At 50.6% G+C, this 21,293-nt stretch carries 16 protein-coding genes, 1 tRNA gene and 3 pseudogenes; 14 read left to right on the plus strand and 6 right to left on the minus strand.

Annotated elements, in window-relative coordinates:
* Positions 1-276: 276 nt before the first annotated feature.
* From ivbL to uhpT, 7 genes are all read left to right on the plus strand, one after another.
* The gene (ivbL, locus tag C7B16_RS21585; RefSeq protein WP_001300753.1) at positions 277-375 is read left to right on the plus strand and encodes an ilvB operon leader peptide IvbL; all 99 of its coding nucleotides are present in this window, start codon (positions 277-279) and stop codon (positions 373-375) included.
* A gap of 104 nt (positions 376-479) precedes the next feature.
* Positions 480-2,168 carry an acetolactate synthase large subunit gene (gene ilvB, locus C7B16_RS21590; protein ID WP_038355398.1) on the plus strand — a complete coding sequence of 563 codons (1,689 nt, stop codon included), beginning with the start codon at positions 480-482 and terminating at the stop codon, positions 2,166-2,168.
* Positions 2,169-2,171: 3 nt separating this feature from the next.
* Positions 2,172-2,462 (plus strand): acetolactate synthase small subunit, encoded by a 291-nt coding sequence (ilvN, locus tag C7B16_RS21595; protein ID WP_001181706.1) that lies wholly within the window; start codon positions 2,172-2,174, stop codon positions 2,460-2,462.
* 72 nt (positions 2,463-2,534) lie between these two features.
* The gene (gene uhpA, locus C7B16_RS21600) at positions 2,535-3,125 is read left to right on the plus strand and encodes a transcriptional regulator UhpA (protein WP_000633662.1); all 591 of its coding nucleotides are present in this window, start codon (positions 2,535-2,537) and stop codon (positions 3,123-3,125) included.
* Complete coding sequence (uhpB, locus tag C7B16_RS21605; protein ID WP_001517438.1) at positions 3,125-4,633, plus strand: signal transduction histidine-protein kinase/phosphatase UhpB; 1,509 nt, start codon at positions 3,125-3,127, stop codon at positions 4,631-4,633. Before uhpA ends, uhpB begins: the two co-directional genes overlap by 1 nt.
* A 9-nt stretch (positions 4,634-4,642) precedes the next feature.
* On the plus strand, positions 4,643-5,962 hold the full coding sequence (uhpC, locus tag C7B16_RS21610) for an MFS transporter family glucose-6-phosphate receptor UhpC (protein ID WP_001517439.1): 1,320 nt from the start codon (positions 4,643-4,645) through the stop codon (positions 5,960-5,962).
* 137 nt (positions 5,963-6,099) lie between these two features.
* Positions 6,100-7,491: a hexose-6-phosphate:phosphate antiporter gene (gene uhpT, locus C7B16_RS21615; RefSeq protein ID WP_000879190.1), complete on the plus strand. Its 1,392-nt coding sequence runs from the start codon at positions 6,100-6,102 to the stop codon at positions 7,489-7,491.
* A 42-nt stretch (positions 7,492-7,533) separates the two neighbouring features.
* Here the strand turns inward: uhpT and adeD are convergent, their stop codons facing one another.
* Positions 7,534-9,300, minus strand: coding sequence for an adenine deaminase (gene adeD / locus C7B16_RS21620; protein WP_107180132.1), 1,767 nt, complete (start codon positions 9,298-9,300; stop codon positions 7,534-7,536).
* A 174-nt stretch (positions 9,301-9,474) separates the two neighbouring features.
* Between adeD and adeQ the strand changes: the two genes are divergently transcribed.
* The 3 genes from adeQ (at position 9,475) to nepI (ending at position 12,724) form a co-directional block, all read left to right on the plus strand.
* Positions 9,475-10,809 carry an adenine permease AdeQ gene (gene adeQ / locus C7B16_RS21625; RefSeq protein ID WP_010377843.1) on the plus strand — a complete coding sequence of 445 codons (1,335 nt, stop codon included), beginning with the start codon at positions 9,475-9,477 and terminating at the stop codon, positions 10,807-10,809.
* A 52-nt stretch (positions 10,810-10,861) separates the two neighbouring features.
* Complete coding sequence (locus tag C7B16_RS21630) at positions 10,862-11,314, plus strand: DUF1198 domain-containing protein (protein ID WP_001517442.1); 453 nt, start codon at positions 10,862-10,864, stop codon at positions 11,312-11,314.
* A gap of 219 nt (positions 11,315-11,533) precedes the next feature.
* Positions 11,534-12,724, plus strand: a complete 1,191-nt coding sequence (nepI, locus tag C7B16_RS21640) for a purine ribonucleoside efflux pump NepI (protein ID WP_001288577.1) — start codon at positions 11,534-11,536, stop codon at positions 12,722-12,724.
* A gap of 41 nt (positions 12,725-12,765) precedes the next feature.
* Here the strand turns inward: nepI and yicS are convergent, their stop codons facing one another.
* Complete coding sequence (gene yicS, locus C7B16_RS21645; protein WP_000843473.1) at positions 12,766-13,059, minus strand: protein YicS; 294 nt, start codon at positions 13,057-13,059, stop codon at positions 12,766-12,768.
* 220 nt (positions 13,060-13,279) lie between these two features.
* Between yicS and nlpA the strand changes: the two genes are divergently transcribed.
* Positions 13,280-14,098 carry a lipoprotein NlpA gene (nlpA, locus tag C7B16_RS21650; protein ID WP_000779416.1) on the plus strand — a complete coding sequence of 273 codons (819 nt, stop codon included), beginning with the start codon at positions 13,280-13,282 and terminating at the stop codon, positions 14,096-14,098.
* Positions 14,099-14,101: 3 nt separating this feature from the next.
* Here the strand turns inward: nlpA and C7B16_RS21655 are convergent.
* Positions 14,102-15,026, minus strand: a pseudogene (locus C7B16_RS21655) (carboxylate/amino acid/amine transporter).
* A 186-nt stretch (positions 15,027-15,212) separates the two neighbouring features.
* Here C7B16_RS21655 and fliB point away from each other — a divergent pair.
* Positions 15,213-16,427, plus strand: coding sequence for a flagellin lysine-N-methylase (gene fliB / locus C7B16_RS21660; protein WP_107180133.1), 1,215 nt, complete (start codon positions 15,213-15,215; stop codon positions 16,425-16,427).
* 413 nt (positions 16,428-16,840) lie between these two features.
* Here the strand turns inward: fliB and C7B16_RS21670 are convergent, their stop codons facing one another.
* From C7B16_RS21670 to C7B16_RS21680, 3 genes and pseudogenes are all read right to left on the minus strand, one after another.
* Positions 16,841-17,878, minus strand: coding sequence for a virulence RhuM family protein (locus C7B16_RS21670; protein ID WP_107180134.1), 1,038 nt, complete (start codon positions 17,876-17,878; stop codon positions 16,841-16,843).
* Between the two features lie 73 nt (positions 17,879-17,951).
* Positions 17,952-18,056: pseudogene (locus C7B16_RS21675) on the minus strand (DUF4942 domain-containing protein); the annotation flags it as partial.
* 185 nt (positions 18,057-18,241) lie between these two features.
* A tRNA-Sec gene (locus C7B16_RS21680) sits at positions 18,242-18,336 on the minus strand.
* Positions 18,337-18,628: 292 nt separating this feature from the next.
* Between C7B16_RS21680 and C7B16_RS21685 the strand changes: the two genes are divergently transcribed.
* Entirely contained in the window at positions 18,629-20,011 is a 1,383-nt protein-coding gene (locus C7B16_RS21685; RefSeq protein ID WP_000834449.1) for a glycoside-pentoside-hexuronide family transporter, read from the plus strand.
* A gap of 9 nt (positions 20,012-20,020) precedes the next feature.
* Positions 20,021-21,172, plus strand: a pseudogene (gene yicI, locus C7B16_RS21690) (alpha-xylosidase); the annotation flags it as partial.
* Positions 21,173-21,293 lie beyond the last annotated feature (121 nt).

The following is a 21,293-nucleotide window of genomic DNA, read 5'->3' on the forward strand; positions in this document are numbered from 1 at the left end:
ATCGTAACGGGATACCAGATCAAGGGCCTGTCCAATGTGCATAAAAAAATCCGGAAACGAGTGAGCGTTTCCGGATTCTTACACAGCCACTGGATCGGTCAACTGATCCTTAACTGATCGGCATTACTCCTCAGGAGGTGGTCTTTTACTTCTTACGTTTCAGTACAAAACGTGATCAGCCCCTCATTTTTTCCCTGATGAAAAATTTTCCATTGTCTCTCCTGTAAACCTGTGCTTGTATAAATATTGTTAAACACAAAACAAACAAGGTCCCCAATGACTACTTCCATGCTCAACGCAAAACTACTACCAACTGCGCCATCCGCCGCAGTGGTCGTCGTGCGTGTGGTGGTGGTCGTCGGCAATGCGCCGTAGGGACTGGAACAACACACGATTCCAAAACCCCGCCGGCGCAAACCGGGCGGGGTTTTTCGTTTAAGCACCCCCGGAAAGTCGGCCCAGAAGAAAAGGACTGGAGCATGGCAAGTTCGGGCACAACATCGACACGTAAGCGCTTTACTGGCGCAGAATTTATCGTTTATTTCCTGGAACAACAGGGCATTAAGGTTGTGACGGGGATCCCTGGTGGCTCAATTCTCCCTGTCTATGACGCCTTAAGCCAAAGTACACAAATCCGCCATATTCTGGCCCGTCACGAACAAGGAGCGGGATTTATCGCCCAGGGGATGGCGCGCACCGACGGAAAACCAGCGGTTTGCATGGCCTGCAGTGGGCCGGGAGCGACTAATCTGGTGACTGCCATTGCCGATGCGAGGCTGGACTCCATTCCGCTGATTTGCATCACCGGTCAGGTTCCGGCCTCAATGATTGGCACCGACGCCTTCCAGGAAGTCGATACCTACGGCATCTCTATCCCCATCACCAAACATAACTATCTGGTCAGACATATCGAAGAACTTCCGCAGGTCATGAGTGATGCCTTTCGCATTGCGCAATCAGGCCGCCCTGGCCCGGTGTGGATAGACATTCCTAAGGATGTGCAAACAGCGGTTTTTGAGATTGAAGAACAACCTGCTCCGGTAGAAAAAGCCGCCGCGCCTGCCTTTAGTGAAGAGAGCATTCGTGACGCGGCAGCGATGATTAACGCAGCCAAACGCCCGGTGCTTTATCTGGGAGGCGGTGTGATCAACGCGCCTGCGCGGGTGCGTGAACTGGCAGAGAAAGCGCAACTGCCCACCACCATGACCTTAATGGCGCTGGGCATGTTGCCAAAAGCGCATCCGCTGTCGCTGGGTATGCTGGGAATGCACGGTGTACGCAGCACCAACTTTATCTTGCAGGAGGCGGATCTGCTGATTGTGCTCGGTGCACGTTTTGATGATCGGGCGATAGGCAAAACCGAGGAGTTCTGCCCGAACGCGAAAATCATTCATGTTGATATCGACCGCGCAGAGCTGGGCAAAGTTAAGCAAGCGCACGTGGCGATTCAGGCGGATGTTGATGATGTGTTGTCGCAATTAATCCCACTGGTGGAAGTCCAACCGCGTACAGAGTGGCACCAACAGGTGGCTGATTTACAACGCGAATTCCCGTGCCCTATCCCGAAAGCATGCGATCCGTTAACGCATTACGGCCTGATCAACGCCGTTGCCGCCTGTGTGGATGACAACGCGATTATCACGACCGATGTTGGTCAGCACCAGATGTGGACCGCACAAGCGTATCCGCTCAATCGTCCTCGTCAGTGGCTGACCTCCGGTGGGCTGGGAACCATGGGCTTTGGCCTGCCAGCGGCGATTGGCGCGGCGCTGGCAAACCCGGATCGCAAAGTTTTATGTTTCTCCGGTGACGGCAGTCTGATGATGAATATTCAGGAGATGGCCACCGCCAGCGAAAACCAACTGGATGTCAAAATCATTCTGATGAACAACGAAGCGTTAGGGTTGGTGCATCAGCAGCAAAGCCTGTTCTACAAGCAGGGCGTTTTTGCCGCCACCTATCCGGGCAAAATCAACTTTATGCAAATAGCCGCCGGATTCGGCCTCGAAACCTGTGATTTGAATAACGAAGCCGATCCGCAGGCCGCGTTGCAGGAAATTATTAATCGCCCTGGCCCGGCGCTGATCCACGTGCGCATTGATGCCGAAGAAAAAGTTTACCCGATGGTGCCGCCAGGTGCGGCGAATACTGAAATGGTGGGGGAATAAACCATGCAAAACACAACTCATGACAACGTGATTCTGGAACTCACCGTTCGCAACCATCCGGGCGTAATGACCCACGTTTGTGGGCTTTTTGCCCGCCGCGCCTTTAACGTCGAGGGTATTCTCTGCCTGCCGATTCAGGACAGCGACAAAAGCCATATTTGGCTACTGGTTAATGATGACCAGCGGCTGGAGCAGATGATAAGCCAAATCGACAAACTGGAAGATGTGGTCAAAGTGCAGCGTAATCAGTCTGACCCGACCATGTTTAACAAGATTGCAGTGTTCTTTCAGTAACCGCTCAAGGCTTGAACAGCGGCGCGCTTATCGTTAAGGTAAGCGCGTTTTTTTACCCGCCAGGACAAGACCATGATCACCGTTGCCCTTATAGACGATCACCTTATCGTCCGCTCCGGCTTTGCGCAGTTGCTGGGGCTGGAACCTGATTTGCAGGTAGTTGCTGAGTTTGGCTCGGGGCGCGAGGCGCTGGCCGGATTGCCTGGGCGCGGTGTGCAGGTGTGTATTTGCGACATCTCAATGCCGGATATTTCGGGGCTGGAGTTGCTAAGTCTGCTACCAAAAGGGATGGCGACAATTATGCTCTCCGTTCATGACAGTCCGGCGCTGGTTGAGCAGGCGCTTAATGCGGGCGCGCGCGGTTTTCTCTCCAAACGTTGTAGCCCGGACGAGCTGATCGCCGCCGTGCATACAGTTGCCACGGGCGGCTGTTATCTGACGCCGGACATCGCCATTAAGCTGGCATCCGGCCGCCAGGACCCACTGACCAAACGCGAACGTCAGGTGGCGGAAAAGCTGGCGCAAGGGATGGCAGTAAAAGAGATCGCCGCTGAACTGGGGTTGTCGCCTAAAACAGTGCACGTACATCGCGCTAATCTGATGGAAAAACTGGGCGTCAGTAACGACGTTGAACTGGCTCGCCGCATGTTTGATGGCTGGTGATGAAGACGTTTTTTTCCCGCTTAATTACCGTTATTGCCTGCTTTTTTATTTTCTCTGCCGCGTGGTTTTGCCTGTGGAGTATCAGCCTGCATTTGGTTGAACGCCCGGAGCTGGCTGTGCTGCTGTTCCCGTTTGGCTTGCGGCTGGGACTGATGTTGCAATGCCCGCGCGGATACTGGCCCGTATTGCTGGGCGCGGAATGGTTGCTGATTTACTGGTTGATGCAGGCGGTTGGGTTAACGCATTTTCCGTTATTGATGATCGGTAGTTTACTGACGTTACTGCCCGTGGCGTTGATTTCTCGCTATCGCCATCAGCGTGACTGGCGCACGTTGCTGTTACAAGGAGCAGCGTTGACGGCGGCAGCGTTGTTACAGTCACTGCCCTGGCTTTGGCACAGGTATGGAAACGAGTCGTGGAACGCGCTGTTATTGACCTTAACTGGCGGTCTGACGCTGGCTCCTGTTTGTCTCGTGTTCTGGCATTACCTGGCGAATAACACCTGGCTACCGCTGGGGCCGTCGCTGGTTTCTCAGCCGATAAACTGGCGTGGACGCCATCTGGTCTGGTACTTGCTGCTGTTTGTTATCAGTCTCTGGTTGCAACTGGGGCTGCCGAACGAACTGTCGCGCTTTACGCCATTCTGCCTGGCGCTGCCGATTATTGCCCTGGCCTGGCACTATGGCTGGCAAGGAGCGCTGATTGCGACGCTGATGAACGCCATTGCGTTGATTGCCAGCCAGACATGGCATGATCATCCGGTGGATTTATTGCTCTCGCTGCTGGTGCAAAGCCTTACAGGCTTGTTGCTTGGTGCAGGTATTCAGCGACTGCGCGAGCTTAACCAGTCGCTGCAAAAGGAACTGGCGCGCAATCAGCATCTTGCTGAACGTTTGCTGGAAACCGAAGAGAGCGTGCGCCGCGACGTAGCGCGTGAACTGCACGATGATATCGGCCAGACCATCACCGCTATTCGCACCCAGGCGGGCATTGTTCAGCGACTGGCAGCGGATAACGCCAGTGTGAAGCAGAGTGGACAGCTAATCGAACAACTGTCGCTGGGCGTTTACGACGCGGTGCGCCGCTTGTTAGGGCGGTTACGCCCACGCCAGTTGGATGACCTCACTCTTGAGCAGGCCATTCGTTCACTGATGCGAGAAATGGAACTGGAGGGGCGCGGTATTATCAGTCATCTCGAATGGCGGATAGATGAATCGGCGTTAAGTGAAAACCAGCGAGTAACGCTGTTTCGTGTCTGCCAGGAAGGGCTGAACAACATTGTGAAACATGCCGATGCCAGTGCGGTCACGCTGCAAGGCTGGCAGCAGGATGAGCGGTTAATGCTGGTGATTGAAGACGATGGTAGCGGTTTGCCGCCAGACTCAGGGCAACACGGTTTTGGCCTCACCGGAATGCGTGAGCGCGTGACGGCGCTGGGCGGCACCTTAACCATCTCCTGTCTGCACGGCACACGCGTCAGTGTCTCTCTCCCCCAACGTTATGTCTAAGGCTTGATGATGTTGCAGTTTCTGAAAGCGCCTGCCGACGCGCCGCTGATGAGTGATAAACGTGAAATTGATGCCTGCTACCGCTACTGGCGTCGGCATATTTTGTTGACCATCTGGTTAGGTTATGCGCTGTTTTATTTCACGCGTAAAAGTTTTAACGCCGCTATGCCGGAAATCCTTGCTACCGGCGTGCTAAGTCGTAGCGATATTGGCCTGTTAGCAACCCTGTTTTATATCACCTACGGTTTGTCGAAGTTTGTCTCCGGCATTGTCAGCGACCGCTCAAATGCGCGTTATTTTATGGGGATTGGGCTTATCGCGACTGGCATCATCAACATTCTGTTTGGATTTTCCACTTCGCTATGGGCGTTTGCCGTGCTCTGGGTGTTGAACGCCTTTTTCCAGGGCTGGGGGTCGCCGGTTTGTGCGCGTCTGTTAACTGCCTGGTATTCACGTACCGAGCGTGGCGGTTGGTGGGCGCTGTGGAATACGGCACATAACGTTGGCGGTGCGTTGATCCCCATCGTGATGGCGGCAGTTGCGCTGCATTATAGCTGGCGTATCGGGATGATGATTGCCGGAAGTTTAGCCATTATAGTGGGGGTTTTTCTCTGCTGGCGGCTACGCGACCGCCCGCAGGCGTTAGGTTTACCGGCGGTCGGAGAATGGCGGCACGACGCACTGGAGGTAGCCCAGCAACAGGAAGGGGCGGGGTTGACACGTAAAGAGATCCTCACCAAATATGTGTTGCTGAATCCATACATCTGGCTGCTTTCGTTCTGCTACGTGCTGGTTTACGTGGTTCGTGCAGCGATTAACGACTGGGGCAACTTGTACATGTCCGAGACGCTGGGCGTCGATTTGGTGACGGCGAATACCGCGGTAACCATGTTTGAACTGGGCGGATTTATCGGTGCGCTGGTTGCAGGCTGGGGATCGGACAAACTGTTTAACGGTAACCGTGGGCCGATGAATTTGATATTCGCCGCGGGGATTTTGCTTTCTGTCGGCTCGCTGTGGCTGATGCCGTTTGCCAGTTACGTGATGCAGGCGACCTGCTTTTTCACCATTGGTTTTTTTGTTTTTGGCCCGCAGATGTTAATCGGCATGGCAGCGGCAGAGTGTTCTCACAAAGAGGCGGCAGGGGCAGCGACGGGGTTTGTCGGCTTGTTTGCTTATCTTGGGGCATCGCTCGCCGGTTGGCCGCTGGCGAAAGTGCTCGATACCTGGCACTGGAGCGGTTTTTTTGTGGTTATCGCTATCGCCGCCGGGATTTCGGCGCTGCTGTTACTGCCCTTTTTGAATGCTCAGGCACCACGCGAAGCGTGATGCATCTCACCTTTTTACTTCATATCCGGCAAAACTAAGAAATTTTCCTGGTTTTGCCTGGACGCTATCCCAGGCCTGATTTGCTGCTGATTTTTACAATGAATACCTCACGCAGGTATTCATTTCAGGAGTAACCCATGCTGGCTTTCCTCAACCAGGTTCGCAAGCCGACTCTGGATCTTCCGCTCGAAGTGCGGCGCAAAATGTGGTTCAAACCGTTCATGCAATCCTACCTGGTGGTCTTTATTGGCTACCTGACGATGTACCTGATTCGTAAGAACTTTAACATTGCGCAGAACGACATGATCTCCACCTACGGGCTGAGCATGACGCAGTTGGGGATGATAGGACTGGGCTTCTCCATCACCTATGGCGTGGGCAAAACGCTGGTTTCCTATTACGCTGACGGCAAAAATACTAAGCAGTTCCTGCCATTCATGCTGATCCTTTCAGCTATTTGTATGCTGGGGTTCAGCGCCAGTATGGGCAGCGGCTCGGTTAGCCTGTTCCTGATGATTGCTTTCTACGCCTTAAGCGGCTTTTTCCAGAGCACCGGCGGTTCGTGCAGTTACTCCACCATCACCAAATGGACGCCGCGTCGTAAGCGCGGGACGTTCCTCGGTTTCTGGAACATTTCCCACAACCTCGGCGGCGCGGGTGCGGCGGGTGTGGCGCTGTTCGGCGCAAATTACCTGTTCGATGGCCACGTGATTGGCATGTTTATTTTCCCGTCGATTATTGCACTGATTGTCGGTTTTATCGGTCTGCGTTACGGAAGTGACTCCCCTGAAGCTTATGGTCTTGGCAAAGCCGAAGAACTGTTCGGTGAAGAGATCAGCGAAGAGGACAAAGAGACGGAATCCACGGATATGACCAAGTGGCAGATCTTTGTCGAATATGTTTTGAAAAACAAAGTGATCTGGCTGCTGTGCTTCGCCAACATCTTCCTGTACGTGGTGCGTATTGGTATCGACCAGTGGTCAACCGTCTACGCTTTCCAGGAACTCAAACTCTCTAAAGCGGTAGCGATTCAGGGCTTTACGCTGTTTGAAGCAGGCGCACTGGTCGGTACGCTGCTGTGGGGCTGGCTCTCCGACCTGGCGAATGGTCGCCGTGGCCTGGTGGCCTGCATCGCGCTGGCACTGATTATCGCGACACTCGGTGTGTATCAGCACGCCAGCAATCAATATATCTACCTGGCTTCTCTCTTTGCATTAGGTTTCCTGGTATTTGGTCCGCAACTGTTGATTGGCGTGGCGGCTGTTGGCTTTGTACCGAAAAAAGCGATCGGCGCTGCCGACGGGATTAAAGGCACCTTCGCCTACCTGATTGGTGACAGCTTTGCCAAGTTAGGTCTGGGGATGATTGCCGATGGTACTCCGGTATTCGGCCTTACCGGCTGGGCTGGAACCTTCGCCGCGCTGGATATCGCCGCAATTGGCTGTATCTGCCTGATGGCGATAGTCGCGGTGATGGAAGAACGCAAAATCCGCCGCGAGAAAAAAATTCAGCAGTTGACAGTGGCATAAACGTAACTGGTGACTTTTGCCCGGCATGATGCCGGGCTTTTTTTATTCCACGATCTCAAGCGTAGTGAAGGAAAACGTCTCGCCATCAAACAAACCCTGGCTGGTCAGTTTCAGCGCGGGGATCACTGGCAGGGAAAGAAATGCCATCTGAATAAACGGTTCATCCGGTAGTGGACCACATTCACGGGCGGCGACTTTCAATGCGTCAATTTGTTCCGCCAGTGACTGCGCTGTGTCGGTGCTCATCAGCCCGGCAATGGGCAACGGCAGGTGGCTCTGTACCTGACCGTTACGTACTACGCAAAGCCCACCGCCGTCCTGAATAACCTGATTCACCGCCAGCGCCATTTCTTCGGTGCTACGACCGATCACCACAATATTATGGCTGTCATGGCTGACCGTCGCCGCCATCGCGCCTTCGTTCAGGCCAAAGCCGCCGAGCAAACCACAGGCCGGAGCCAGTCGTTGCCCGTAGCGCTCAAGCACGGCAATAAAGCACACATCATCGCGATCAAAACCGTTTTCGCTGTAAACGCAGGAGCGGGAGTGCGTAATCAGTTCGTTATGAATAACGTCAATGACACGATAGCGTTTTCCGGGAGTAAATTGCAGCGCAAAGTCGCTGGCGGAAACTGGCTGGCGGGCAATGGTATTGCCATACGGCGGGGCAGATTGCGCCAGTCTTACCGACTCTTGTGCCTGTAAGGTTTGTGCGTCAATCGGTTCGCCTTTCACCAGTACCTGTTGTACTGTGACCTTACGCGCGTCACTTAGCAGAACGATATCGGCCTGTTTGCCTGGTGCCAGTAAACCGAGATGATTAAGACCAAAATGACGCGCCGTCGACCAACTGGCTACACGATATGCCACATGCAGCGGCACATTGTGTTGTTCGATCAGGCGGCGGATTAAGGCGTCGATATGCCCTTCATGGGCAATTTCCCACGGGTTACGGTCATCGGTACAGAGCATGCATTGCGGGCTGTTAAATTCGTTGATCAACGGTGCCAGTGCATTGAGATTGCGGGCGGCGGACCCTTCGCGGATCATCAACGACATACCGAGTTGTAATTTCCGGCGACCTTCTTCCAGCAGATAACTTTCGTGGCAGTTTTCAATACCCGCAGCAATATAAGCGTTAAGTTCTTTACCACCCAAACCGGGACAGTGACCGTCCAGCGTCAGATGGCGAAACGCGTCCAGTTTATCGAGTAGCGCATTTTGGCCGCTAATCACGCCTGGATAGTCCATCATCTCGGCCAGACCGGTAACCTGCGGATGATCCTGCCAGGTGAGCATCTGTTCGAGGGTAAAACTGGCACCGTTTACATCGCAGCCTTCCAGGGCGGGAACGCAAGAACTGACCTGCAAATACTGATTCTGCCTTGCCTGTTCAGCGCAGCGGGCAAACCAGGCGAATCCGGCTTCACCCATGACGTTGACGATTTCATGAGGGTCGCAAATGACGGTTGTCAGGCCACGCGGCAGGGTGGCGGTTTCAAAGGTGACTGGCGTCATCATGCTGGATTCAATATGCAGGTGAGCATCAATAAACCCCGGCACTGCCGTTGCGCCGTTAGCATCAATTCGATGCAAAGCCGGAGCGTCGGCGTATTCTGCGCCAACACCGGCAATGTAACGCCCTTTAATCACAATCGGGCCGGAAATTTCTCCGCCATTGATCAGATCCAGAATAGAGACATTATCAATAATATAATCGGCAACGGCTTCTCCACGGGATACGGCTAACAATTCCTGGTATTCGCCCCGACTAATGTGATGAAATTTATGGCTAATAGAATTATTCATGTTTTTCTCATTTTGATTTTATCAGTTTGATTATTATTTATCATAAAGAAACGTCGCGAGATTATTAAAGAATATCCATTAATGTGCAATTGAAATGTGATAATTATCACTGAACCGTTGTTGTCATTTGTTTTACAAAAGCAAGGAATTAAATCTCCTTCAATGGACAAAAAAATGAATAATGACAATACCGATTACGTGAGTAATGAATCAGGGACGCTTTCGCGATTATTTAAACTGCCGCAACATGGGACCACCGTCCGCACAGAATTGATTGCAGGGATGACCACTTTTTTAACCATGGTGTACATCGTTTTCGTTAACCCGCAAATTCTCGGTGCGGCGCAAATGGATCCGAAAGTGGTGTTTGTCACCACCTGTCTGATTGCCGGTATCGGCAGCATTGCGATGGGGATATTTGCTAACTTACCCGTAGCGCTGGCTCCAGCAATGGGGCTGAATGCCTTCTTTGCGTTTGTGGTGGTGGGGGCAATGGGCATCTCCTGGCAGACCGGTATGGGCGCTATATTCTGGGGCGCAATAGGGCTATTTTTGCTCACGCTTTTTCGTATACGTTACTGGATGATATCTAACATTCCGTTAAGTTTACGTATTGGTATCACCAGTGGCATCGGGTTATTTATTGCCTTAATGGGATTAAAAAACACCGGTGTTATTGTCGCCAATAAAGATACGCTGGTGATGATTGGTGATTTAAGTTCTCATGGTGTGTTGTTGGGTATTTTAGGTTTTTTTATTATAACCGTGTTGTCATCACGTAATTTTCACGCCGCGGTGTTGGTTTCTATTGTTGTTACTTCCTGCTGTGGATTATTTTTTGGTGATGTTCATTTTAGCGGCATCTATTCCATTCCACCTGATATTAGTGGTGTTATTGGTGAAGTTGATTTGAGCGGAGCATTGTCGCTTGAACTGGCCGGTATCATTTTCTCCTTTATGTTGATCAACCTATTTGATTCATCAGGAACATTAATTGGCGTAACTGATAAAGCTGGCTTAATAGATAGTCACGGTAAATTCCCGAATATGAATAAGGCGCTGTATGTCGATAGCGTCAGTTCGGTGGCTGGCGCGTTTATCGGCACCTCTTCTGTTACCGCCTATATTGAAAGTACTTCTGGTGTGGCGGTCGGTGGTCGCACGGGGCTGACTGCGGTAGTGGTCGGCGTTATGTTCCTGCTGGTTATGTTTTTCTCGCCGCTGGTGGCGATGGTTCCTCCTTACGCAACCGCCGGGGCGTTAATCTTTGTTGGTGTGTTGATGACTTCAAGTCTGGCGCGCGTTAACTGGGATGATTTTACCGAATCGGTGCCCGCATTTATTACCACGGTAATGATGCCTTTTACCTTTTCAATTACTGAAGGTATCGCGCTGGGCTTTATGTCGTACTGCATCATGAAAGTGTGCACCGGGCGCTGGCGCGATCTGAACCTGTGTGTGGTGGTGGTAGCGGCGCTATTTGCGTTGAAAATCATCCTGGTGGATTAGTATCTGATAAGTGTTTCCAGATATCATGAGTGCCGTTTACGCAGGAGAACTCATGATCTGGATAATGCTTGCCACGCTGGCGGTGGTGTTTGTGGTTGGTTTTCGGGTGCTGACATCCGGGGCCAGAAAAGCGATTCGCCGCCTGAGCGATCGGCTGAATATTGATGTGGTGCCTGTTGAATCGATGGTCGATCAGATGGGAAAATTAGCCGGTGACGAATTTTTACGTTATCTGCATCGCCCGGATGAGTCGCACTTGCAAAACGCCGCGCAGGTGTTGCTCATCTGGCAAATTGTCATTGTCGATGGCAGTGAACAGAACCTGCATCAGTGGCATCGAATTTTGCAAAAAGCCCGTCTCGCCGCACCCATTACCGATGCACAGGTGAGGCTGGCGCTGGGTTTTCTACGAGAGACAGAGCCTGAAATGCAGGAAATTACCGCTTTCCAGATGCGCTATAACGCGTTTTTTCAGCCTACTGAGGGCGTTCACTGGCTGCATTAAAACCGCTTTGCCTGATGCGACGCTGGCGCGTCTTATCAGGCCTACAGACCGAGTACGGATAAGGCGTTCACGCCGCATCCGGCAATCTTTGTCTTGTTCCGTTTCAATCTTACCCCTACCTCATGCGACACCGTAAAAGTTGCAAAAACGTTAAATGCATCACACATTTCAATGTTAAAGTGGTCGGCTTTTCCCCTGAAACATGCCTCGAGTAACACCATGAGTGAATTTATTACAGAAAACCGCGGCGCGGGTGCCATCAGCCGACCGAACTGGTCAGCCGTTTTCTCGGTGGCGTTTTGCGTCGCTTGCCTGATTATCGTTGAGTTTTTGCCTGTCAGTTTATTGACGCCAATGGCTCAGGATTTAGGTATTTCGGAAGGGGTTGCCGGACAATCGGTGACTGTTACCGCCTTTGTAGCGATGTTTGCCAGTTTGTTTATTACCCAGACAATTCAGGCCACTGACCGTCGCTACGTTGTTATTTTGTTTGCCGTTTTGCTGACGCTCTCTTGCTTGCTGGTTTCCTTTGCCAGTTCCTTCAGGATGTTGTTAATCGGCCGCGCTTGTCTGGGACTGGCGCTGGGTGGGTTCTGGGCAATGTCAGCGTCGCTGACCATGCGGCTGGTGCCGCCTCGAATGGTGCCGAAGGCTCTGTCGGTGATCTTCGGTGCCGTTTCTATCGCGCTGGTGATTGCCGCGCCGTTAGGCAGCTTTTTAGGCGAGCTTATCGGCTGGCGCAATGTCTTTAACGCGGCGGCAGTGATGGGCGTTCTGTGTATTTTCTGGATTATTAAATCATTGCCCTCACTGCCTGGCGAACCGTCACATCAGAAGCAAAATACCTTCCGCCTGTTGCAGCGTCCGGGGGTGATGGCCGGGATGATCGCTATCTTTATGTCCTTTGCGGGGCAATTCGCTTTCTTCACTTATATTCGCCCTGTGTATATGAATCTGGCGGGATTCGGCGTAGATGGCTTAACGCTGGTACTGCTGAGTTTTGGTCTCGCCAGCTTTGTCGGTACATCGCTTTCGTCGATCATTCTTAAACGTTCGGTAAAACTGGCCTTAGCGGGCGCACCGTTAGTGCTCGCCTTTAGCGCGCTGATACTGGTGTTGTGGGGAAGCGATAAAATTGTTGCTACCGGCGTGGCGATTATCTGGGGGCTGACCTTTGCTTTAATTCCCGTTGGCTGGTCAACGTGGATCACCCGCTCACTGGCTGATCAAGCAGAAAAAGCCGGGTCTATTCAGGTGGCCGTTATTCAGCTTGCCAATACCTGTGGCGCGGCAATCGGCGGTTATGCGTTGGATAACATTGGCCTGACTTCGCCGTTAATATTGTCCGGTACGTTGATGTTGCTTACCGCACTGTTGGTTACCGCAAAGGTGAAAATGAAGAAATCCTGATGTCAGGTTAAAGAGGCGTTAGTCAGAGGTCATTGCCACTCTTACATATCCGGGCATTCTACCCGACCCAACGCTTCCCAGTAGTTATTCTGATTATTACGCTCCATCGCCACGATGGCTTCGCGTATGTGTTGTTTATTGCCTTCATCTGACAACATTAACTTTTCCCATGCTTCATCTGACAATGAAGCCTGTGGGGTGCAAATCTTCCGCAAATCCTGCAATACCGTATTTTTCTCTTTTGCGGATTGTAATGAGCTAAAAGGTGACTCGGCGTATACGATATCTGGCACAGTAAAAACGGTGAAAATAAGCAGTAGTGTCGTTGATTTCATGGATTCAACCTCTTACAAATGCGCATCGAATAAAGCATAAGTGTAGTTTGCTTTATTCGCTCTCATCATGCTGTACGAAACGCGCTTGTGTAGTCAGTAAGAAGTGCCAGACCTTATATGCCTCTTTTATTCCTTTTTATTCTTATCGATAGCGTTTCGTTTTTTAAACCGCAGCGACCTTACCGCTATAGTCAGGTAATCATTAATAAAAGGATAAAAAATGAAACTGACAACACATCATCTACGGACAGGGGCTGCATTATTACTGGCGGGGATCTTGCTGGCAGGCTGCGACCAGCAAAGCAGCGATACAAAACACATTAAAGTTGGCGTAATTAACGGTGCTGAACAGGATGTGGCGGAAGTCGCTAAAAAAGTGGCCAAAGAGAAGTATGGCCTTGAGGTTGAACTGGTAGGATTTAGTGGCTCATTGCTGCCTAATGATGCAACAAATCATGGTGAACTGGATGCCAACGTTTTCCAGCATCGCCCTTTCCTTGAACAGGATAATCAGGCTCATGGTTACAAGCTGGTGGCGGTGGGAAATACCTTTGTCTTCCCGATGGCTGGTTATTCGAAAAAAATCAAAACGGTCGATCAGCTAGAAGATGGGGCGACAGTAGCAATTCCGAATGATCCGACCAATCTGGGGCGTGCGCTGTTACTGCTGCAAAAAGAGAAACTGATCACCCTGCAAGAGGGAAAAGGTTTACTGCCAACGGCGCTGGATATTACCGGGAACCCGCGCCATTTGCAGATAATGGAGCTGGAAGGGGCACAATTACCGCGAGTGCTGGATGATCCGAAAGTGGATGTGGCAATTATCAGCACGACTTATATTCAGCAAACCGGGCTTTCCCCGGTGCATGACAGCGTTTTTATTGAAGATAAAAATTCGCCGTATGTGAATATTCTGGTGGCGCGGGCAGATAATAAGGATGCAGAAAATGTGAAGGAATTTTTGCAATCTTATCAATCACCGGAAGTGGCTAAAGCGGCAGAAACTATCTTTAACGGTGGCGCGGTGCCGGGCTGGTAATCATCAACCGTACCGCGCTGGATAGTTAAATTTTTCTGGCGCGGCGGCGGGAATCTACAGAAATTAATATTACTGATGAAAGAATCAATAGTGTCCCTAACCAGTCTGGTAATGTGAAGGTGATCCCCAGTAACAGCAAAGAAAGCAGCGCGCTACTTAACGGTTCTGCGCAACTCAAAATGCTGGCTTTCGGCCCGCCAATTAACTGTGCGCCCTTCAAATACAGACTAAAGGTCAGTGAAGTTCCAATTACCACCAGATAGAAAAACGCCAGGATCAGGCTGCCATTAACCACGAAATTTGTTCCTTGCCCGGCATAAAAAGGTAGCAGGATCAGACCACCAATGAGCATACTCCAGCCAACGACGGGCAGCGTGCCGTAACGGGCAATGAGCGTTGAGGGGTATGTTGTATAGAATGCGGCAGCGAAGGCTGAAGCTATCCCCCAGAACAGCGCGGCAGGAGAGATCGATAACGATGTCGGATTACCGTGGGTGACCAACAAAAAGGTGCCCACGAGAGAGGTCAAAATCGCGGTAAATACCAGAATGCCGGGGCGTGATTTACGTACTAGTGAGAACCAGGCCACGATAATCGTTGGTGATAAAAATTGCAGCACCGTTGCTGTAGCGGCATTGGATTTTTCGATGGTCAGTAAGAAAGTAAGCTGGACGGTCAGCGCGCCAACGATGGAAAAAATCAGCAGGCTGATGGCATCTTTATGATTTCTAATGATTGAGAAGACTTTATCGCCGTGGACAAATGAGAGTGTCAGCAGAATAAACCCGGCAAATATCAGTCGCGTCATGGTAAGAAACTGCGATGACATCTGGCTTTGCTCCATGATGTATTGTGCGCAGACCCCTGAACTCCCCCACAAAACGGCGGCAATTAGAACGTTCAGCATTCCCTTTCTGGTGGAACTCATATTTTCCTCTGCATACTGTTTTGTCGTTTATGTTGCAGGCATGATAGCAAAAATGGCGAGGATGGCCGTGTTCGTGCAAGGCATATTTATAAAACCAGTGAAATGCTTGTTAAACTGTCATGTTATGGCGTTATCACTTTTTTTTGACAGCGTGCTACTGTTCGCTTTTTAAACGCGAAGAATGCTATGCAAATCCATAAAGTAATAACCCCCGAGTTTGTGAAGAAGTTTTCCTGCGTCGGTCCCAACTGCCTGATTTCCTGCTGTCAGGGATGGAATATACACATCGACAAGAAAACCCATCATACTTACCTCAACGAACAACACCCGAAAATTGCCCAGTTGGCGAAAGAGAATCTATTACGGGTGCGAAATGGTAAAAGCCGCTATTCGATAATCAAACTGGACGCGCAGGGGCAGTGTCCGTTTCTCGATGAAAATAAACTCTGCCTGGTTCATCGCGATCTGGGAGAAGAAGCGCTTTCAGAAACCTGTTCTACTTATCCACGTAACAAAAGGCACTACGCGGATACAACTCGCCATTCGATGGTGCTCTCATGTCCAGAAGTAGCCCGACTGGTATTGTTTGATGCCGACAGCATGTTAGTGCACGAACAGGATGAGCTGTTGGCGAAGGCGAAAACCCCCTTCACTGCCAGGCAGCCGGTTAATCAGATCCACCAGATTGTGCATCTCTTTGCCTGGCACCTCCTGCAGTCGCCATCGTTGAACGTTGAAGAGAATCTGATGGCGCTGGCACAGTTTATGGTTTACCTACAGCGCATTGAGTTCGATCTGCACCGCTATTTTGTGCAGGCTGAACAGTACCATCAGGAGTTATTAAGCGAGCTGGCGGCAGGTATTAGCCTGATGAGTCAATCAACGCCTACTGAGTCGGTGGGATTGAAGGTGCGTGCGCTGACGGTATTGGGTTCGCTTGTCGCGAATAAGAGCAGCAGGGATCGTATTATTGCTGATGCGCATCGAAAGATGGCAGTGTATTTAGACGTAGCAAACAGCCCGGATAGGCAGGTTCTGGCTGACAAGTTTGCAGTTCTGGACAAGCAGTGGCAGCAGCTTTGCCAGGAATCTATCCTCAGCGCTCCGCATGTATTGCGCAATTTACTGACCTACAAAATTTACCACAGCCATTTTCCTGAGGATGATTTCTCAACGGTTATGCGCCAGGTTTACCGTTTGATCCTCGACTATTTCTACACAAAGCATTTGCTGAGTGTGATATCGCTGGAAGTCACTCCAGATGAGGCAACGGTGCTGAAGATTGTGGCGAGCCTTGCTGAGAAAACCTTGCATTCGCCAATTATCAATCAGCGGATGGATAAAGCGATCGACATGATCAATACCGGGGACGATCTCTCCTGCTTGCTGTTGATTTGTTGAAAAACAGGCGCAGTAGTAAGCCAGAAATCCCAGGGAATGCCAGCTTCAGCTCCCGTTGTTTCATTAGCGCAGGTAAAGCCAGGTCGATATGAAGCAGCATCGGGGAACAGGATTTCCCGGTGATTGCGGCCAGATCAGTCAGGTAAGATACCCCCAATGACCCCCCAAAAATAACGTGCCGCAGGTTGAAGTCGGTTGACCTCAGGATACAAATAAAACCTGGTATATAAGGAAATAGAAGAGGTTTTGTGAATGTCGGGAGAGTTCAGAAGAGGCAAATTGGCGGAAGATTATCGGGGTCGTATTTGATGGTTAATTTATTGATTTAATATTCATATTTTGAATTGGATAAATGAGTAACCCCCATAAGTATCCCCAAATGGTTTTGCATATGGAGTTGGGGGCATTCTGAGCTACTTTTTCGACTCTTTATTCCACTGTAGCAAAGCGGCAATATCCTTCTCGCCTTCGGCCTCTTTTAAGCACCGTTGTTGTTTGGCAAACTGAACATACTCCGTCTGCGCTTTTTCATCGGCCATTTTCTTACTGATTTTACCCGCGCCGTGTAGAACCTCACGGTCATTAAATTGCAGGAACTGATCCAGCTTATCCTGCCAGTCGCGCAAAAAGACCTGCTGACGACGACGGGCCTGATCCTCGGCAAAGTCCAGCCACATGTTAACCACGCGATTAAGCTTGCTGACTTCATCCTGGGTGAGATAATTTTTTGCCACCGTCACGTCGCTCTTACGCACCTCTTCACCTTTATAGCTGGTCAGCCCCATATGCGGCTGGCTGGCATCGGCACGCAGATGAATGAGTTCAGCAGCGGTATGCCCGGTACAGGCAAAATGCAGTTTGTTCTGGATGGTTTGAAAAAATTGCGTGGTTTCTTTTAACGAAGGCTGATAGTCAGCAGCTAATGCAAAGATCTCCCGCACCCGCAAATATACCCGGCGCTCGCTGGCGCGAATATCGCGGATACGTTCGAGCATCTCATCAAAATAGTCGGGCACAACCGATGAACCGACAGGGGGATTCTTCAGTCGCTCATCGTCCATCACAAAACCTTTGATCAGGTATTCCTGAAGCGTCTGCGTTGCCCACTGACGGAATTGAGTGCCGCGAGGCGAGCGAACGCGATAGCCAACAGCGAGTATTACAGGCAGGCTGTAATGTAGCTTGTTGCGACTTACCTGGCGGTTACCTTCCTGTTGAACTTGTAAGTAAGACTTACAGGTTGCGTTTTGGTCAAGTTCGCCTTCTTCATAGATCGCTTTAATGTGCTGCGTGACGGCCTGAGGAGTGATCTGATAAAGGTTTGCGATGGTTGCCTGAGGGAGCCAGAGTGTTTCTTGTTCAAAGCGACATTCAACACGCACTTCTCCGTCACCGCTGGCAAACATAATAAATTCGCCTTCTGGGGACTGGGTTAAGTCTTTGTCTGACATGCCGCCTCCGTTAGAATCAAATCCGCAATGCTATAACTCACGTAGTATGCCAGAGAACCGCATATGAACAGTGTTATTTTGCTGATAACGCTGACGGATAGTGCTTCGCCACCATGTCATTCATCTTACCCACCAGATCCAGCCGCTTGAATGTGATATGCCCACTGCCTTTCTGGTAATCGAGTGCCATGACATCCTCCGGCTTTTGACGAATCCATCATCCAGGGGGATGTGCGCCAGTAACTAACTTGATACCCCAAAAATAACGCTATTCAGGACGGGTCACAGGATACAAATAAAGCCAGGTATATAAGGAAATAGAAGAGGTTTTGTGAATGTCGGGAGAGTTCAGAAGAGGCAAATTGGCGGAAGATCACAGGAGTCGAACCTGCCCGGGACCGCTGGCGGCCCCAACTGGATTTGAAGTCCAGCCGCCTCACCGGAGACGACGATCTTCCGCGCCTCGATTGCTACATGGAGGCGGGGCGCATTATAGCTACTTCCTTGAGTTTCTACATCCCCTGGTTCATTTTTTTCCGGGCAATATGCGCAAAGCTTTATCACTAACCCATTATAATTAACATAAATATCATATATTCCAATGATATATGGGTAGGTTTATCGCTACCACGATCACATAAAACAAGAATCATAAATTAATAACCAGATATCGGAATATTCACTCTGGCAGGGATGGTTTACAAAACTCTTTATCGGTCTCAGCACCCCCATAGCATCAAGGAAAAGCAGATGAAGAGTGAAGTGTTGTCCGTTAAAGAGAAAATTGGTTATGGCATGGGAGATGCCGCCAGCCACATTATCTTCGATAACGTAATGTTATATATGATGTTCTTTTACACCGATATTTTTGGTATTCCTGCCGGATTTGTCGGAACCATGTTTTTGGTCGCTCGTGCACTGGATGCGATTTCCGATCCTTGCATGGGGTTGCTGGCCGATCGAACGCGCTCTCGCTGGGGTAAATTTCGACCGTGGGTACTGTTTGGCGCACTGCCATTTGGTGTGGTCTGTGTACTGGCATATAGCACGCCAGATCTCAGTATGAACGGTAAAATGATCTATGCAGCAATTACTTATACCCTACTTACCTTACTTTATACCGTCGTCAATATCCCTTACTGCGCATTGGGTGGTGTAATTACCAATGACCCGACTCAGCGTATCTCGCTGCAATCCTGGCGTTTTGTGCTGGCGACCGCGGGAGGCATGCTCTCCACTGTGCTGATGATGCCGCTGGTTAATTTAATTGGTGGTGATAATAAACCACTCGGTTTCCAGGGCGGCATCGCGGTGCTTTCCGTGGTGGCATTTATGATGCTGGCTTTCTGTTTCTTCACCACTAAAGAACGCGTTGAAGCGCCACCTACGACGACGCCTATGCGGGAAGATTTACGTGATATCTGGCAAAACGACCAGTGGCGTATTGTCGGTATTCTCACCATTTTTAATATTCTGGCGGTGTGTGTACGTGGTGGGGCGATGATGTATTACGTCACGTGGATTCTGGGTACGCCGGAAGTGTTTGTCGCTTTTCTCACCACTTATTGCGTGGGTAACCTGATTGGTTCCGCACTGGCAAAACCACTGACCGACTGGAAATGTAAAGTCTCTGTCTTCTGGTGGACGAACGCCCTGCTGGCCGTGATTAGCCTCGCGATGTTCTTCGTTCCCATGCAGGCCAGCATCACCATGTTTGTCTTCATCTTCGTGATTGGTGTGTTGCATCAACTGGTGACACCTATCCAGTGGGTAATGATGTCCGATACCGTTGACTACGGCGAGTGGTGTAATGGTAAACGACTCACCGGGATCAGTTTTGCTGGCACGCTGTTTGTGCTCAAACTGGGGTTGGCCTTCGGAGGCGCACTTATCGGATGGATGCTGGCTTACGGTGGATATGATGCAGCAGAAAAAGCGCAGAACAGCGCCACAATTAGCATCATTATCGCGCTATTCACGATTGTTCCGGCGATCTGTTATTTGCTGAGCGCGATTGTCGCTAAACGCTACTACTCTCTCACAACGCACAATCTGAAAACCGTTATGGAACAGTTGGCTCAGGGCAAACGCCGTTGCCAGCAGCAATTCACCTCTCAAGAAGTGCAGAACTAAGGAACGGCAATGAAAATTAGCGACGGAAACTGGTTGATTCAACCTGGCCTCAATTTGATTCACCCGCTTCAGGTGTTCGAGGTTGAACAGCAGGGTAATGAAATGGTGGTCTATGCTGCCCCCCGTGATGTGCGTGAACGTACCTGGCAGCTTGACACGCCTTTATTTACGCTGCGTTTTTTCTCCCCACAGGAAGGTATTGTCGGTGTACGGATTGAGCATTTTCAGGGGGCGCTGGAGAACGGCCCTCATTATCCGCTCAATATTTTGCAGGACGCGAATGTCACAATCGAAAACACAGAAAGTTACGCTGAGTTTAAAAGTGGCAACTTAAGCGCGCGTGTCAGTAAAGGTGAATTCTGGTCACTGGATTTTCTGCGTAATGGCGAACGTATTACCGGTAGCCAGGTGAAAAATAATGGCTATGTGCAGGACACTAATAATCAACGAAATTATATGTTTGAGCGGCTGGATCTTGGCGTCGGTGAAACGGTTTACGGGCTGGGAGAGCGTTTTACTGCCCTGGTGCGCAATGGTCAGACGGTAGAAACCTGGAACCGGGATGGCGGCACAAGTACTGAACAGGCGTATAAAAATATCCCGTTCTACATGACTAACCGTGGTTATGGTGTACTGGTCAATCATCCCCAATGCGTCTCTTTTGAAGTGGGATCGGAGAAAGTCTCCAAAGTGCAGTTCAGCGTGGAGAGTGAATACCTCGAATACTTTGTTATCGACGGCCCGACGCCGAAAGCGGTACTTGATCGTTATACCCGTTTTACCGGCCGTCCGGCGCTGCCGCCCGCGTGGTCCTTCGGTCTGTGGTTAACCACTTCATTTACCACTAACTACGACGAAGCGACGGTTAACAGTTTTATCGACGGTATGGCGGAACGCAATCTGCCGCTGCATGTTTTCCACTTTGACTGTTTCTGGATGAAAGCCTTCCAATGGTGCGATTTTGAGTGGGATCCGCTGACCTTTCCGGACCCGGAAGGCATGATCCGCCGCCTGAAAGCAAAAGGGCTGAAAATCTGCGTCTGGATTAACCCCTATATTGGGCAGAAATCTCCAGTCTTTAAGGAGTTACAAGAGAAAGGCTATTTACTCAAACGCCCGGACGGCTCGCTATGGCAATGGGATAAATGGCAGCCAGGGCTGTAATGCCGATCAGTTAAGGATCAGTTGACCGATCCAGTGGCTGTGTAAGAATCCGGAAACGCTCACTCGTTTCCGGATTTTTTTATGCACATTGGACAGGCCCTTGATCTGGTATCCCGTT

It is taken from the genome of Escherichia sp. 20412-1, from assembly GCF_003027595.1.
Classification (GTDB): Bacteria; Pseudomonadota; Gammaproteobacteria; order Enterobacterales; family Enterobacteriaceae; genus Escherichia; species Escherichia marmotae.